General features: G+C 57.4%; 12 protein-coding genes, 1 tRNA gene and 1 pseudogene. 5 read left to right on the forward strand and 9 right to left on the reverse strand.

Going from position 1 to position 13258, the window contains the following annotated elements; genetic code table 11:
• Nucleotides 1-149: 149 nt before the first annotated feature.
• On the forward strand, nt 150-1085 hold the full coding sequence (locus tag AD665_RS18805; protein ID WP_053193156.1) for an alpha/beta fold hydrolase: 936 nt from the start codon (nt 150-152) through the stop codon (nt 1083-1085).
• A gap of 491 nt (nt 1086-1576) precedes the next feature.
• Here AD665_RS18805 and AD665_RS18810 read toward each other — a convergent pair whose 3' ends face one another.
• The gene (locus tag AD665_RS18810) at nt 1577-2224 is read right to left on the reverse strand and encodes a TetR/AcrR family transcriptional regulator (RefSeq protein WP_024778020.1); all 648 of its coding nucleotides are present in this window, start codon (nt 2222-2224) and stop codon (nt 1577-1579) included.
• A 108-nt stretch (nt 2225-2332) separates the two neighbouring features.
• On the opposite strand from AD665_RS18810, the gene AD665_RS18815 reads away from it, so the two are divergent.
• The 4 genes from AD665_RS18815 (at nt 2333) to AD665_RS18830 (ending at nt 5582) form a co-directional block, all read left to right on the forward strand.
• Nucleotides 2333-3226, forward strand: a complete 894-nt coding sequence (locus tag AD665_RS18815) for an NAD(P)/FAD-dependent oxidoreductase (RefSeq protein ID WP_024778021.1) — start codon at nt 2333-2335, stop codon at nt 3224-3226.
• 103 nt (nt 3227-3329) lie between these two features.
• Nucleotides 3330-3719 carry an antibiotic biosynthesis monooxygenase family protein gene (locus AD665_RS18820; RefSeq protein WP_053193157.1) on the forward strand — a complete coding sequence of 130 codons (390 nt, stop codon included), beginning with the start codon at nt 3330-3332 and terminating at the stop codon, nt 3717-3719.
• Between the two features lie 28 nt (nt 3720-3747).
• Nucleotides 3748-4620 (forward strand): class I SAM-dependent methyltransferase, encoded by an 873-nt coding sequence (locus AD665_RS18825; RefSeq protein ID WP_053193159.1) that lies wholly within the window; start codon nt 3748-3750, stop codon nt 4618-4620.
• A 320-nt stretch (nt 4621-4940) separates the two neighbouring features.
• Complete coding sequence (locus tag AD665_RS18830) at nt 4941-5582, forward strand: BRCT domain-containing protein (protein ID WP_053193161.1); 642 nt, start codon at nt 4941-4943, stop codon at nt 5580-5582.
• A 339-nt stretch (nt 5583-5921) separates the two neighbouring features.
• Here the strand turns inward: AD665_RS18830 and AD665_RS18835 are convergent, their stop codons facing one another.
• The 8 genes and pseudogenes from AD665_RS18835 to AD665_RS18870 form a co-directional block, all read right to left on the reverse strand.
• Entirely contained in the window at nt 5922-7052 is a 1131-nt protein-coding gene (locus AD665_RS18835) for a hypothetical protein (RefSeq protein ID WP_170167959.1), read from the reverse strand.
• A 158-nt stretch (nt 7053-7210) separates the two neighbouring features.
• Nucleotides 7211-8200 carry an Abi family protein gene (locus AD665_RS18840; RefSeq protein WP_053193163.1) on the reverse strand — a complete coding sequence of 330 codons (990 nt, stop codon included), beginning with the start codon at nt 8198-8200 and terminating at the stop codon, nt 7211-7213.
• Nucleotides 8201-8467: 267 nt separating this feature from the next.
• Nucleotides 8468-8543: transfer RNA gene (locus tag AD665_RS18845), tRNA-Thr, on the reverse strand.
• A 416-nt stretch (nt 8544-8959) separates the two neighbouring features.
• Nucleotides 8960-10213: pseudogene (locus AD665_RS18850) on the reverse strand (methyltransferase).
• The gene (locus AD665_RS18855; RefSeq protein WP_024778036.1) at nt 10194-10883 is read right to left on the reverse strand and encodes an ABC transporter permease; all 690 of its coding nucleotides are present in this window, start codon (nt 10881-10883) and stop codon (nt 10194-10196) included. The pseudogene AD665_RS18850 and the gene AD665_RS18855 overlap by 20 nt, the downstream one beginning before the upstream one ends.
• Entirely contained in the window at nt 10880-11575 is a 696-nt protein-coding gene (locus tag AD665_RS18860) for an ABC transporter permease (protein WP_024778037.1), read from the reverse strand. The genes AD665_RS18855 and AD665_RS18860 overlap by 4 nt, the downstream gene beginning before the upstream one ends.
• Nucleotides 11576-11653: 78 nt before the next feature.
• Nucleotides 11654-12409, reverse strand: a complete 756-nt coding sequence (locus AD665_RS18865) for an ABC transporter substrate-binding protein (protein WP_024778038.1) — start codon at nt 12407-12409, stop codon at nt 11654-11656.
• A gap of 13 nt (nt 12410-12422) precedes the next feature.
• A complete protein-coding gene (locus tag AD665_RS18870; protein WP_024778039.1) occupies nt 12423-13196 on the reverse strand; it encodes an ABC transporter ATP-binding protein in 774 nt (257 codons plus the stop codon).
• Nucleotides 13197-13258 lie beyond the last annotated feature (62 nt).

The raw sequence follows: 13258 nt of genomic DNA on the forward strand, positions 1-13258 counted from the left end.
TGCCAGCGGACCGAGGAATCCTTCACGCTGACGCTGAAAGACATTCGGTTTTTTCAGGCCCGTTACTAATGCTTGATCCGCCTGTTTAGTCTCGGGAATCAAGGTTCGGCGTGATGCTCCGGGTCGTCCGGCTTAAGTAAGGTGTCAGAATGAATCGGCTTATTCATCCAGGCGTAATATCCGCCTCGTCAGATGGAGCAAATATTGTCGTTGACTGTGCGACATTCAGAAGTGAGTACGCGAACGTAAACGGCATTCGCATGCACTATTTGGTGAGCGGTGATGGTGAGCAGCCGGTCTTGTTGATTCACGGGTTTCCAGGAAGCTGGAGAAATTGGAAATCCCTGATGGGAAGGCTCCTGCGCGCGGGCTATACCCCTATCGTTCCAGATTATCGTGGCGCTGGAGAAACGGATATCTCGAAGGATGGATACGATAAAAGGAACATGGCACTCGACCTCCATGAATTGGTCGCCGTCCTGAAACTGGGGCGACTGGATATTGTCGGTCACGACATGGGGCTGATTATCGCCTACGCCTATGGCGCACTCTATCCGCAGGAAACCAAGCACATCATTTTGATGGATGGATTCGTCCCGGGACTCCCAGGCTGGGAAATCCCTTATAACGGCAATCCGGCGAATGGCACTGCCAGCAAATGGCATTTTCGTTTCTTCGGCGAAACAGCGTTGAAAATGATTCGAGGGCAGGAAAAAACTTATCTGGACATGTTTTTTGATGAGTTCGTATATCCAGGCAATCCTAAAGTTGATGATGAGGTGCGCAACGCATTGGTAATGGATTACTCCCGGCCTGGGCGAATGGAAGCGGCATTCAAACTCTATTCAGCTTGGGTGGAAAGTGATGCAGATGACAATCAGGCGTTTGCTCAGAACAAATTGGCCGTACCAGTACTCACCATCGGCGGAGATCATTCAAGAGGCAAGACGTTGGCCGAGCAGGTAAGCCATATCAGTTACCGACCGCATTCACTGATTTTACAGAACACGGGTCATTGGGTACTGGAAGAAAAGGCGCAGGCTACCGCCCAGGCAATTCTGGATTTTCTGCAAGATCGTCAATGACGAGTATCGATGACGCCACAGTGCAGCGACGTGGGCGAAAGGAAAGGGAAGCTCAGAACGTAGGCTGACGCTTGTTACGTCATTTATTTACGTAAGGGAAAAACAAAGCCCCCGCATTTCTGCGAGGGCTTCGTCTTGTATGGTGCCGGCACCAGACGGACGGTATCTTTCGACTGAGCCAGGTTTTCCGGGCGCCTGGATTTCGCTGGAAAACTCGGCGTACCCCAACTAGTAACTATAAATAAATCAGCTAGGTATGGCGTTCGGTGGAATCAAGCTCGGGATATTTGAGATGTAAGTACGCTGTCTGTCTGTAAGTAATTTAGAGCCGCATTCAGAGACAGAGCACTCGACCCCAGTCACGGAGTTGCCAGTTCGTGAAATGCTGAAGGTGATCCACCAACGCAGCGTTTCGATACTGTCGCCATATTGGCGCGCGCCAGTCCAATATGACGAAGTACCCGGCCAAGCTACCCGGAACAATTAAGTTACTATTCGCCCGCGTGGTCGGTGCGACCGTGCGCGGCGATGAACATGGCGACGGCCGACCGGCAATAGGATTCGATTTCGTCGTCGTCCTCTGCTTTCGCCTCATCGAAGCGCGCGATAATCAGGAGATCGGATCCTTTGAAAAGCGCGGCAAACAAGCGGGCGGACTGGAGAGGATCGGGCACGTTCAGAACCGCCTTCGCGTGCAACTGACGCAACAGGGCCTCGATTTGGGCGATGACATAGGCGGGGCCGGCTTCGTATTGGCGCTTGCTTAACGATTTTTGATTCGTCTTGTCGGCCATGATCATGGCTTCGACACTCCGCACGTCCGGGCTCAACAGCGTGCGAAGCAGGGTTGATCCCACCGCCATTAGCTGATCTTCGGCCGAACCGCCGACGCCTTCAAAAAGAGCTTGTGGTGCAAACTGCTGGCAGTGGGCCGCAATGGCTGCGCTGAACAGCGCCTCCTTATTCTCGAAGTGCCGATAGATGCTTAGCTTGGATATCTTCGCCCGCTTGGCGACCTTATCCATGGTCGTCGCTTGAAAACCCAACTCCACAAAAAGTTCGCACGCGGCGTCGGCTATCGTTTGGCCAAGCGCCTCGTTGGCCGGCCGGCCGCGCCGGCTCTGGCTGTTTTCGCTCATAAAAAATTCCAGTACTTGACAGTATTCTAATTCTTAAATTAGGGTACTCTGAAGTATCTTAAGTATGCAAGCCGATCCCCCTTAATCCACAGCGCGGAGCCCATCACCATGAATGACGTCATCATCATCGGCGGCAGTTTTGCAGGTCTTGCCGCCGCCTTGCAGCTCGGCCGTGCCCGGCGCAAGGTCATCGTTCTCGACACCGGCCTGCCGCGCAATCGCTTCGCCGACCACTCGCATGGCCTGCTCGGCCACGACCACAAGCCACCGCTGGAGATCCTGGTCGAGGCACGGCAGCAGCTGGCGCGTTATCCCACGGTCAGGCTGGTCACTGCCTGTGCCGAGAGCGTCTGCGGCGCTATCGACGATTTCTCTGTCCTTACTGGCGATGGCGAAAGCCTCAGGGCGCGCCGCCTGATCCTGAGCTATGGCGTCGCCGACCAGATGCCTGAAGTTCCCGGCTTTGCCGAAGGCTGGGGCAGCTCCATCGTGCCTTGTCCCTATTGCGACGGCTTTGAGGTTGCTGGTCGGCATTGGGGCCTCGTCTGGTCCGGCCCGCCGTCGCACAACTACGTCAGGCTGTACCACGACTGGACCGAAACGCTGACGGTCTTCGCGGATGGTCACGACATTCCAGCCAATATCCGGGCCGATCTGGCACTCCGCCATACCCCTGTCGTCGATGGCAGAATCACTGAAATCGACCATGACGAGAGCCATAGCGCCATCGTCAGGCTCGACGCCGGCCCCTCTGTCGCGGTCGACATTCTGTTCGCGCATCCGCGCAACAAGCCATCCGCGCGCCTGCATGAATCGCTGGGCCTCGCCACGGTCAATACGCCCCAGGGCATCGCCCTCAAAGTCGACGAGCGCCGCGAAACCAGCATGCCCGGCGTTTACGCCGCGGGCGACCTCGCCAATCCCCTCATGTCTTCGGTCACCACGGCATCATGGCAAGGTGCGATGGCGGGAGTCTTCGCCCAGCAGTCGATGCTGGTTTGAGAGCACAGATACCCTTCTTCGGTTGTCGCAGGCTACTAAAAGGCTGCTTCCAAGCAGCATCGATCATGCCATTTTCAATTTCGCAGTAGACGGGAGCATCACCATGGCCGACCTGAAGCCGCAAGACCGTAAATTCAAACCGCTGGACGATAAATTCCCGCTTGAGCGCCAACTCGGCATCGCGGCCGCGCCAGTCGTGCTAATCAACCTCTTCACGCTCGATTACGCCGACGAAGCGGGCTTCCTGGACGCTTTCAAGGCGGCCGCCGAGATCATAACCAAGCTACCGGGCTTCATTTCCATGCAACTGCATCGAGCGATCGGCGATAGCCCGACTTATCTGAACTATGTGGTGTGGGAATCCACCGAGACGGTCCGCGCCGGCCTCACCCATCCCGAGTTCGTCGCGAAGCTTTCGGCCTATCCGTCATCCGTCGTAGGCAGCCCGCACCTGTTCCAGAAGGTCGCCGTTCCCGGCTTTTGCACGGCCTAGTTAAGGCGAATCAAAACGAGGAGATGTCATGACAGAGCAAAATGCCTATCAGGTAGCCGACTGGAATGGCCAAAGTGGAGAGTACTGGGCCGCCAACCAGGCCCGGCTCGACGCCATGTTCGCGGTGTTCGGCCAGGCCGCGATAGAAGCCGCCGCGCCTGCGACGGGCGAACGCGTGCTGGACGTCGGCTGCGGCGCGGGTGCCTCGAGTCTGGCTCTGGCCGCTCGGGTCGGCGCGGGCGGCCATGTGCTAGGCGTGGACATATCCGAACCGTTGATCGGCCGAGCGCGTGCGTTTGCACCAAAGGATACGCCGGTCCTGTTCCGGGTGGCCGACGCCAGCAGCACCGAGTTGCCCGAGGGAGCGTTCGACATCCTGTTCTCGCGTTTCGGGGTGATGTTCTTCGACGATCCGACTGGGGCGTTTGCCCATATGCGGCGTGCGCTGCGGCCGGGCGGGCGGGTCGCTTTCGTCTGCTGGCGCGGCGTGGCCGAGAACGATTGGCTGCGCCTGCCGATGGGCGCGATCAAGGACATCGTCCCGCTACCCGCGCCGCCCGGTCCAGAAGCGCCCGGCCCGTTCTCGTTCGGCGACCGGGGACGAGTGACGCGCATCCTGACGGCGGCCGGATTTACCGATATCGCTATCGCGCCCTTCGATGCTTCCATCCCGTTCGGCGAGGGCGGGACGCGGGACGCGGCGATCGACGATGCGGTGAAGATGGCCTTCGAGGGCGGCCCGCTGTCGCTTGTGCTCGCGGATCAGCCCGACGACATCCGCGCCCACGCCTGGGCCGCGGTTCGTGCCGCCTTTGCGGGCCTCCCCGGCGAGCGGTCGGTGATGATCGACGGCGCGGCGTGGATCGTCATGGCACGCAATCCGGCAGCTAGCAGCGACTAACAGGGGAGACGCCCCCGCACGGTGGATCGAGGGGGATTTTCCTAAGCGATGAGTGAGTAATTGCATGGTCAGCAAATAGTAATAGCGCGTCGATTCAGTGTGCTGGTTTAGCTGGTGATTCAAAAACCACTCAAGGTGTTTCCTCTGCCAAGTCCATGGATTGTCGCGTTGCCAGCGCTCCCGAAAAAGGGGGCGGATTTATTTTCTTGATCAGAAAATGAGGGAATCGTGCACAGGAATGCTACGTTTCAATACAACATCCCCTCAGCCAGTATTGCTTACGTATCGAGCCAAGACGCGCACCCAAAGGAGACCCCGTAATGGACCTACACAGCGAGTTCGAAAACAGCAAATTCTTCAACCACACACGCATCGATCGGCGCGCTGCCGATGCCTTGTTGGGGCTGGCGGCTGGGATCACGGCGGACGGTGTCGTGAACACCAGCGAAGCGATTTTTCTCAAGCGATGGTTGGAGAGCAACCTCGTCCATCTGAGTGACCCAGTGATCAATCTGCTGTACTCGCGTTTGGCATCCATGCTTCAGGACGATGCTCTGGACCCGGACGAGTCTCTTGAGCTGCTTAACGTGCTGCGTAGTTTTTCTGGCGTGGATGTTGAGAACTCGAAGGTTGGCGGGATTGTTGTCGTTGCTCCGACGGACTTGCCCTTCAATTCTCCGGCCCCTGATTTGGTGTGGGATGGCCGAATGTTTGTATTTACAGGCGTCATGGCTTTTGGGCCGCGTAAAGATTGCCAGGCATTGGTGGAGGAGCGTGGCGGTTTGATTGGGGGCGGGGTGAGTAAGAAGGTGCATTACCTGGTGGTCGGCAGCGTGGGTAATGAGCAGTGGCGGCACAGTACCTATGGAACGAAGATCATGAAGGCAGTGGAGCTGCGGGAGGCGGGTGCTTCAATTGCTATTGTGGGAGAGGATCACTGGCAAAAGATGCTGTTTGGTTGAGGATGCTCGGTCGTGGTGTTCTGAGAAGGCTGTCCTGTCTTGGCCGAAGGACTGTCGGTGGGTTTGATGGCCTCATCGCGAGCAGGCTCGCTCCCACGGGTTTTTTCAGGGTGTGGAGGAAAAGTGAACACCCAGAAACAACAAAGCCCCCGCATTTCTGCGAGGGCTTCGTCTTGTATGGTGCCGGCACCAGGAGTCGAACCCGGGACCTACTGATTAAAAGGAAGGTGCTTAAGACTTATAAAACAATGAGTTAAGTGGTTCCTTGTTACGTGCGGACACGCCAAAACCCTTATGTTCCGCGGGCTTTGGCTCGCCTGTTACGTGGCGGATAGGCACTCAGAGATTCTCGGATATGAGGATTGGCATTTCGCGTGACCATTCGCCTAACCCCTCAATATCGAGATCGACACGGAATCGATACCAGCCACCCTCACCGACAGTGTCGATTTGCTCAATCGAAATAACCTTCCGAACACAGCGCAACGGCGTCGTCGGCGGTGTTATGCCGTGGCTGTCTACGTATGGAATTGCGGCCATCCTAATCGCCTCCAGCTTGATTAGACGTGGAAGCCAGGGCGAGCCAAAGAAACCGACGGAATACTCACGAATTCGCGTGCCGTAGCTGGGAGCGAAGTAGGACTCCCCACGGCTCATTGAAAGACACGTTTTGACTTGTTGAGGGAGCGCCTCCAAGCCTCTTATACGAGCGAGACTTCCGTTGAGTATTTGAAAGTCATGGTCGTCACCCAGTGCCATCGTCATTGGAAGCTGATGGACATCGATCTTCGGAAAACTGGGCTTAACCAGAGTTGTGATCACGCAGTCATTGCCGGTTTTCGACCATGACGGCGCGGCCAACAGTTCGCGGCCGTCACCAAGTTCATTGACGAGCACGTATTTATCATAAGGATCTGCGCTTTCGAACTGGTCTATGTATCTCAACAGTTCAGAAAGATTTCCTATTACGAAGTGCTCTACGCGATAGCTCCACTTGCTCTGCTCTGCAGCTACTAAATCACCGACAAAAACTATCGACGGGCCGATGGCTATGAAGTCAAAAGCGTTTCGTCCAGGGTTTAAACCGGAAATTTCAAGATTTATGCGCGCTTCGTGCTCGGCTTTCATTGTGCGGAGTAAGTGTGCGGGGTAGATAGAGGGATCAACATCGATGAGCCGAGCGTGAATTTTACACATCCATATCCCGTTGCTGATGCTAGTCCTCTGCTCTGGGGTCAGGGTGGGATCGTACCGCGCGCCTCCCGGTGCAGCAGCGGTGATATGGGCAGCCTCACCGATGCTTATGGTTTTGGTAATGGCGGAATCGCTTGGGCCGATGGTTGTCTTGTCGCAGTTTCTAAATGAGCAACGGTAGGCAACGCGCAGTGCAAGCATGCTTTTCGTAGTAGAACTGAACTCATCTCGCGCTGATTTAGCGATGCGTCCTTTGCTCGGTTCGTCAGTTCTCATGCATCGTTTCCCTACGTTGGCCACATTCAGCCGTGGCTTGTCAGCTTAGCTTTTTTGCGGCTGCCTCCGCTATTTTTTGAAGGCAACTGCCCTTCTCAGGATAGAGGTGTCAGTCAGCAGTGAAGCAGGGAATTTACCGCAATCTGTTTCCAGTTTCTCTACGCTAGGCGCCATTGCTGTTGATCTTTCCAATCATTTGGAAATCCCATGAGCTTCAAGTAATCCAGTTCCTGCTGATCCATGATTTCGGCCAGGCGAAGCTTCCACTGGCTGTCTGGGCTGATCAAGTCGGTTAGGTAGGCCAGCATCGTAAATACGACGTATAGCCGCTGTTTGGGCTGAGGCTGGTCGGCGGGGGCAGTGGGAATGGCCCATTCTTTAGGTAAGGACGGTCGAATCGAGAGCTCTCGGTTCCATAGTCGTGAGTGGTGGGCACAGCAGTTGCGAATGAAGGTCAGCGTGTGTAGCCAGGAGGCCAGTACTTCGAAGGGTAGGCTGAATCTGGTGGCGATAGCTTTCTTGTCGGCGCTTTTGCCTATGGCATTGAAGAGGGTAGATACCGTCCCAAGGCTGAGTTCTTCCAGGACCGCCCAGGCGGGTGGCAGCTCAGGGGAGGCATAGGTTGCAGCGTAATATCGGAAGTAGTTGTCACGCATGCGGTTTTCTATCCGCTGTTGTTGGAGCCCATCGGCTTGCCGGCCCTTTTTGATGCGGTCGATATCTCGTCTGAGTTTGTTGCGTTCCTTATTCAATTGCTCCCGCAACGGACGCAACAGATCGGGGTGTGAGTATGAAGAGGAGAAGACTGACGCGTCAGCTATCCAGTCAGGCCCGTACTTGGGGCACATATGATTGCTGATAGTCGCTCGTATGGCGACTTCGACACGTTCGATGGCATCCATGGTGATGCGCCGTAACGAACCATCGAAGCGGTAGATATCGACGATTGCCTTCAGTTTGCTGCCGGGCTTGAAAGTATGTTCAGGATCTGACTCCTGAAAGGGGCGCATATAGGGACTCAGGCGAAACAGCGTGACCACTTCGAGAAAACGCATGGCCCGATCATCGTTGGCGATGTGCAAACCTCGTTGCTTTAGCAGTTCCAATTGTTGTTCTACGCTGAGAGCCGGTTTGTCGAAGGGCCTCATGTAGTTTTCTCCGGGCAAAAAAAACCCGCACGATTTGAGCTTGCTGACTGGGTCAACCTAGGCTTGGCGGGTGTGTTGGGGTGCATTATAGGTCGGTGTAAGAGACCGTCAACATTGTCCTGACGTGAAATTGTAACGGGTAGGAGCGCAGGCAAGGTTCGGTCTGTGGATGCCGATAAGGCGATATCGGTCTTATCTAGCTCCTAGGAAGGTTCAACCTCCAGAAACAACAAAGCCCTCGCATTTCTGCGAGGGCTTCGTCTTGTATGGTGCCGGCACCAGGAATCGAACCCGGGACCTACTGATTACAAGTCAGTTGCTCTACCATCTGAGCTATACCGGCGTGTGGGCGACGATTATAGCGATTGAGTGATTTCTGTAAACCCCTGAATTCTGACTATTTTTGCCGGGGGCGTAGGTCGGGTGGGAACCGGAAGCTTTCGTGGTTTGTACAGGGCCTGGCAGGTGCGGTTGTTCGGGATGTCCTGTAGCGGGCTTCGACCTGTTTGGCGCTGGTAGGGATGTAGATGCTGGTGCATTTCCAGCCCTGATTTCGACCGTTATGCCGATTTGCTTGAGCGCTTATGCACAACGGACCCGACTGGACGGGTGGCGTCTTGCGATTTTGTGACAGCCTTCTCATTCGCATGCAAATGACTGTTTTAATGGTTTTTTATTCTGATGAACAAAAAATGACCAGTCATGATTTGCTCAACAAAACGCGGATTTATTGGATCCCGGCATATTCCATCAACAGAGTTATCCACAGGCTGTCTCACCTTGGCAACGCTCTGCCAGCAACATCAGGTTTCGTGGCGTAATGGGTGTGTCGCAGAAAGTGCCAAGGTGAACGTCGTAGCCTTTTTCAGTAAGGAAAAGTGCTCGATCCAACGCCAGCCAAAGCTCCAGTGGCCGTCGGAAAAGTCCGCGCACCAGTTCCAGGTTACGCACCTCGACCAAGCGTTGATGACCCGCTGCTTCTACGGCGGCCCAATCTGGCGTGCCGATGATGGAGAGGTTTTTCAGGGCTGCCAGATCGATGCAGTACTGGGCGAAGGATTTATCCAGCCACGCGGTGGGGAGCGAGGGGGTGGGGAGGTAGTCGTTGCGGCCTCGGATTTGTCGTTGCAGCAGGTCGAAACCCAGGCGCCAGGCCATGGACTGATCCCGTTGTCTGCGCACACGGGCTCCGGCGGTAACGGTTTCGGTCAGTGGCAAGCCGAGATCGTCGACGGACAGCTGTAGGGCAGAGCCTCGGGCGGCGTCGGACAGTGCCTGATAACAGTCAGCGCTGATGCGGTTATAACAGCAGGGTGCAATCGCCAGCTGGGCGCAACCGACGGCGCTGGCCAGTTGCATCAGCCGGACGTGCAGGTCGCCACAGGCGTGCAGGGCTACTGGCGTGTGCTCGGCCTGGATCGCCTGGGCGGCCTCCGGTGCCAATACGTCTTGTTGCAGATGCGTGGCGGCCAGGTGGTGACGCTGGCTCAGTTGCTGGCCGTTGACGACCAATGCGGGATCGTATTCCAGGCACGTCAGCTGTTGATCGCCGTGCAGCAAGCGTCTGCCGAGGTGGCCTTTGCCGGCGCACTAGTCGAGCCAATGGGTCGGTTCGGTGGAGAATTGCAGGCGGCTGGCGAAGGCTTCAATCTGCTGCCACTTGCGACCGGGCACGTCGACGTTGAGGCGCTGGGTCGGTGTTTCGAGCTGTTTGCCGGGTAATGCTGCGACGGTGCTCAATGCGTGGGAAAGCATCGCCAGCTCCGGAAACGGCGCTGGCGCCTGTTCAATCAGCCAGGGCTGGTGATGGTCGTTCTCTGCGTCTTCCAGCGAGCGCCTGCGTAGCCACTGGGCGAGTTCCGGATGGGACGCTTCCCAAGGCAGTTGCAAGTGGGTAAACGGGCGTGGTTTCCACAGCCTCTGGTGTGCCGTGAGAAATCCGTCCAGCTCGATGAAACGGGCGAGCAGCGCTGCGCCCGTCAACACCTCGGTTTCAGCGCCCCTGGCAGGCATCGACGCGTAACCACCGTTCCAGCTGTTTGAAGCCTTGCACCAGCAGGAACGCTATCACCAGGTAGAACAAGCCGGCTGCGAAAAAAATCTCCACGGGCAGGTAGGTCCGGGCAATGATGGTACGGGCCATGCCGGTGAGTTCCAGCAGGGTCACGGTGCTCGCCAGGGCGCTGGCCTTGAGCATCAGGATCACTTCGTTGCTATAGGCCGGTAGTCCGATGCGCGCGGCCCGCGGCAGCATGATGTAGAACAGCGCCTTGGGCCGCGACATGCCCAGGGCTCGCGCGGCTTCGATCTCGCCTTTGGGGATGGCCTGGATCGCGCCGCGCAGGATCTCGGCGATGTAGGCGGCGGTGTGCAAGGTCATGGTGGCGGTGGCGCACCAGAACGGATCCCGCAGGTATGGCCATAACGCACTGCTGCGTACGGCATCGAATTGCGCCAGGCCGTAATAGACCAGAAACAGTTGGACCAGCAGCGGCGTGCCACGGAAAAAGAAAATGTAGGCGTACGGCAATGCCCTTACGTACCACAGGCGCGAGGAACGGGCGATGCCCAGCGGAATCGCCAGCAGCAGGCCGGCGATCACGGCTATGGCGACCAACTCCAGGGTCAGGGTCGCTCCCTGGGCCAGCCTCGGCATCCACTTGATGATGACTTCCCAGTTCATTGGGTACTCCTGGCAAAGCCGCGGGCGGCGCGTCGTTCCAGCAGATGCATGCCGGTCATGGCGAGGACGGTCAGACCCAGGTACATGAACGCGGCCACCATGTAGAAGGTGAAGGGTTGCTTGGACACGGTCACGCCGATCTGTGCGTGGCGCATGATCTCTTCCAGGCCGATCACCGAGACCAACGCGGTGTCCTTCATCAGGATCATGAACAGGTTGCCCAGGCCGGGCAGAGCAATGCGCCACATCTGCGGCATGATCAATTTGGTGAAGATCCGCCATTTCGACAGACCCAGGGCCACGCCGGCTTCGCGGTGACCTTTGGGGATTGCCAGGATCGCGCCACGAAACACTTCCGTGGCGTAGGCGCCAAAGCACAGGCCCAAGGCGATGACGCCAGCGGAGAAGGGGTCGAGGGCCAGGTCCGGATTGCCGAAGTACTTACCCAACGCCCCCAGCAGATTGATGGTGCCGAAGTAGATCAGCAGAACCCAGAGCAATTCCGGGACGCCGCGGACCAGTGTCGAATAGGTGCCGCCCAGCCATTGCAGCGGCTTGTGGGCAGATGTCTTGGCCAGGGCGCCCAGCAGGCCGAGCACAAGGCCCAGGCACAGGGCCGAGAGCGCCAGTTTGACGGTCATCAGTGCACCGGCGGCAAGCGCCGGGCCGAATCCGTAGAGGTCGATCATCATGGGTATGTGTTCATATCACGGCAGGCTTTGCTAAGTGCCGGCGCTGCGGTGCTGCAGCGCCGGCCAGGCACGTTCGCATCAGTAGATGTTGAACGGGAAGTACTTGTCGTTGATCTTTTTATAGGTACCGTCGGCAACGATTTCTTTCAGCGCGGCGTTCAGCTTGTTGCGCAGGTCGTCGTCACCCTTGCGTACGGCGATGCCGATCTTGTCACTTTCCACCACCGGGTCGCCCTTGAATTCGTAAGCGCGGCCGGCGTCGGTTTTCAGCCAGTCGTAGTTCACGTATTTGTCCGCCAGGATCGCGTCGACGCGGCCGGAGGTCAGGTCCAGGTAGGCGTTTTCCTGGGTGTCGTAGAGCTTGGCGGTGATGTCGCTGCCCAGTTCGTCTTCCAGCCAGGTACCGGCGAGGGTCGCGCGTTGAGCACCGATGACCTTGCCTTTGAGCGAATCTTTATCGGTCTTGAACTCGACATTCTTCGGCGCGATGAATTGCAGTTTGTTGGAGTAGTACGGGTCGGTGAAGTCCACGGCCTGCTTACGCTCTTCAGTGATCGACAAAGAGGAGATCAGGAAGTCGAATTTCTTGGCGTTCAAGGCAGGGATGATGCCGTCCCAGTCGGAGGTGACCACTTCGCATTCGACTTTCATCTTGGCGCACAGGGCGTCGCCGATGTCCTTGTCGAAGCCCACGACCTGGCCGCTGGCGTCCTTGTTGTTGAACGGCGGATAGGCCGCTTCGATGCCCATCTTCAGCTTTTCGGCTGCCATGGCATTGGCCGAAAACACCAGGGTGGCGGCTGCGGCCAAAAGGAACTTCTTGTAATTCTGCATATGCACTGCTCCGTTAGCGGTTGCTGGACATGAATTGTTTACAGCGTGCCGAAAGCGGGTTTTCGAAGACCTGCTGTGGCGATCCTTGTTCTTCGACCAGGCCCTGATGCAGGAACACCACTTCGCTGGAGACCTGACGGGCGAACCCCATTTCGTGGGTCACCAACAGCATGGTGCGACCTTCTTCGGCCAGAGCGCGGATCACATTAAGTACTTCCTGGACCATTTCCGGGTCAAGGGCGGAGGTGGGCTCGTCGAACAGGATCACTTTGGGTTGCATCGCCAGGGTGCGAGCGATGGCGGCGCGTTGCTGCTGGCCGCCTGACAGCTCGGCGGGATAGGCATGGCGCTTGTCGGCGATGCCGACCTTGGCCAGCAAGGCTTCGGCTACTTCAACCGCTTCGGCCTTACTCTGGCCGAGCACCCGGCGTGGGGCTTCGGTGATGTTGTCGAGCACGCTCATGTGTGGCCAGAGGTTAAAGTTTTGAAACACAAAGCCAATCTCACTGCGCATGCGATTGATCTGTTTGCCGTCGGCGGCCACCAGTTCACCGTTTTTCGCAGCCTTGAGCTTGAGCGCTTCACCGGCCACCAGGATCTCGCCCTGATTGGGATTCTCCAGCAGGTTGATGCAACGCAGGAACGTGGACTTGCCAGAGCCGGAGGAGCCCAGGATCGAGATCACATCGCCGTCGCGGGCGGTCAGCGAGACGCCTTTGAGCACCTCCAGCTGTCCGTAGCGTTTGTGCAGGTTGCGGATTTCAAGCGCGGGCGTGGCCTGGGCCATGTGCGGTCCTCATGGTGTGTGCTCCCTTGCTGTTGGTGGCCTTCCTTGGCGAGGCGGCCAAG

Origin of the sequence: Pseudomonas corrugata, from assembly GCF_001269905.1 — a bacterium.
In the GTDB taxonomy this organism is placed as follows: Bacteria; Pseudomonadota; Gammaproteobacteria; order Pseudomonadales; family Pseudomonadaceae; genus Aquipseudomonas; species Aquipseudomonas corrugata.

Bases quoted from the DNA above. Each gene is read 5' to 3' on its own strand.
- AD665_RS18805 (WP_053193156.1), top strand. From the start codon at position 150: ATGAATCGGCTTATTCATCCAGGCGTAATATCCGCCTCGTCAGATGGA.
- AD665_RS18810 (WP_024778020.1), bottom strand. From the start codon at position 2,224: ATGAGCGAAAACAGCCAGAGCCGGCGCGGCCGGCCGGCCAACGAGGCG.
- AD665_RS18815 (WP_024778021.1), top strand. From the start codon at position 2,333: ATGAATGACGTCATCATCATCGGCGGCAGTTTTGCAGGTCTTGCCGCC.
- AD665_RS18820 (WP_053193157.1), top strand. From the start codon at position 3,330: ATGGCCGACCTGAAGCCGCAAGACCGTAAATTCAAACCGCTGGACGAT.
- AD665_RS18825 (WP_053193159.1), top strand. From the start codon at position 3,748: ATGACAGAGCAAAATGCCTATCAGGTAGCCGACTGGAATGGCCAAAGT.
- AD665_RS18830 (WP_053193161.1), top strand. From the start codon at position 4,941: ATGGACCTACACAGCGAGTTCGAAAACAGCAAATTCTTCAACCACACA.
- AD665_RS18835 (WP_170167959.1), bottom strand. From the start codon at position 7,052: ATGAGAACTGACGAACCGAGCAAAGGACGCATCGCTAAATCAGCGCGA.
- AD665_RS18840 (WP_053193163.1), bottom strand. From the start codon at position 8,200: ATGAGGCCCTTCGACAAACCGGCTCTCAGCGTAGAACAACAATTGGAA.
- AD665_RS18855 (WP_024778036.1), bottom strand. From the start codon at position 10,883: ATGAACTGGGAAGTCATCATCAAGTGGATGCCGAGGCTGGCCCAGGGA.
- AD665_RS18860 (WP_024778037.1), bottom strand. From the start codon at position 11,575: ATGATGATCGACCTCTACGGATTCGGCCCGGCGCTTGCCGCCGGTGCA.
- AD665_RS18865 (WP_024778038.1), bottom strand. From the start codon at position 12,409: ATGCAGAATTACAAGAAGTTCCTTTTGGCCGCAGCCGCCACCCTGGTG.
- AD665_RS18870 (WP_024778039.1), bottom strand. From the start codon at position 13,196: ATGGCCCAGGCCACGCCCGCGCTTGAAATCCGCAACCTGCACAAACGC.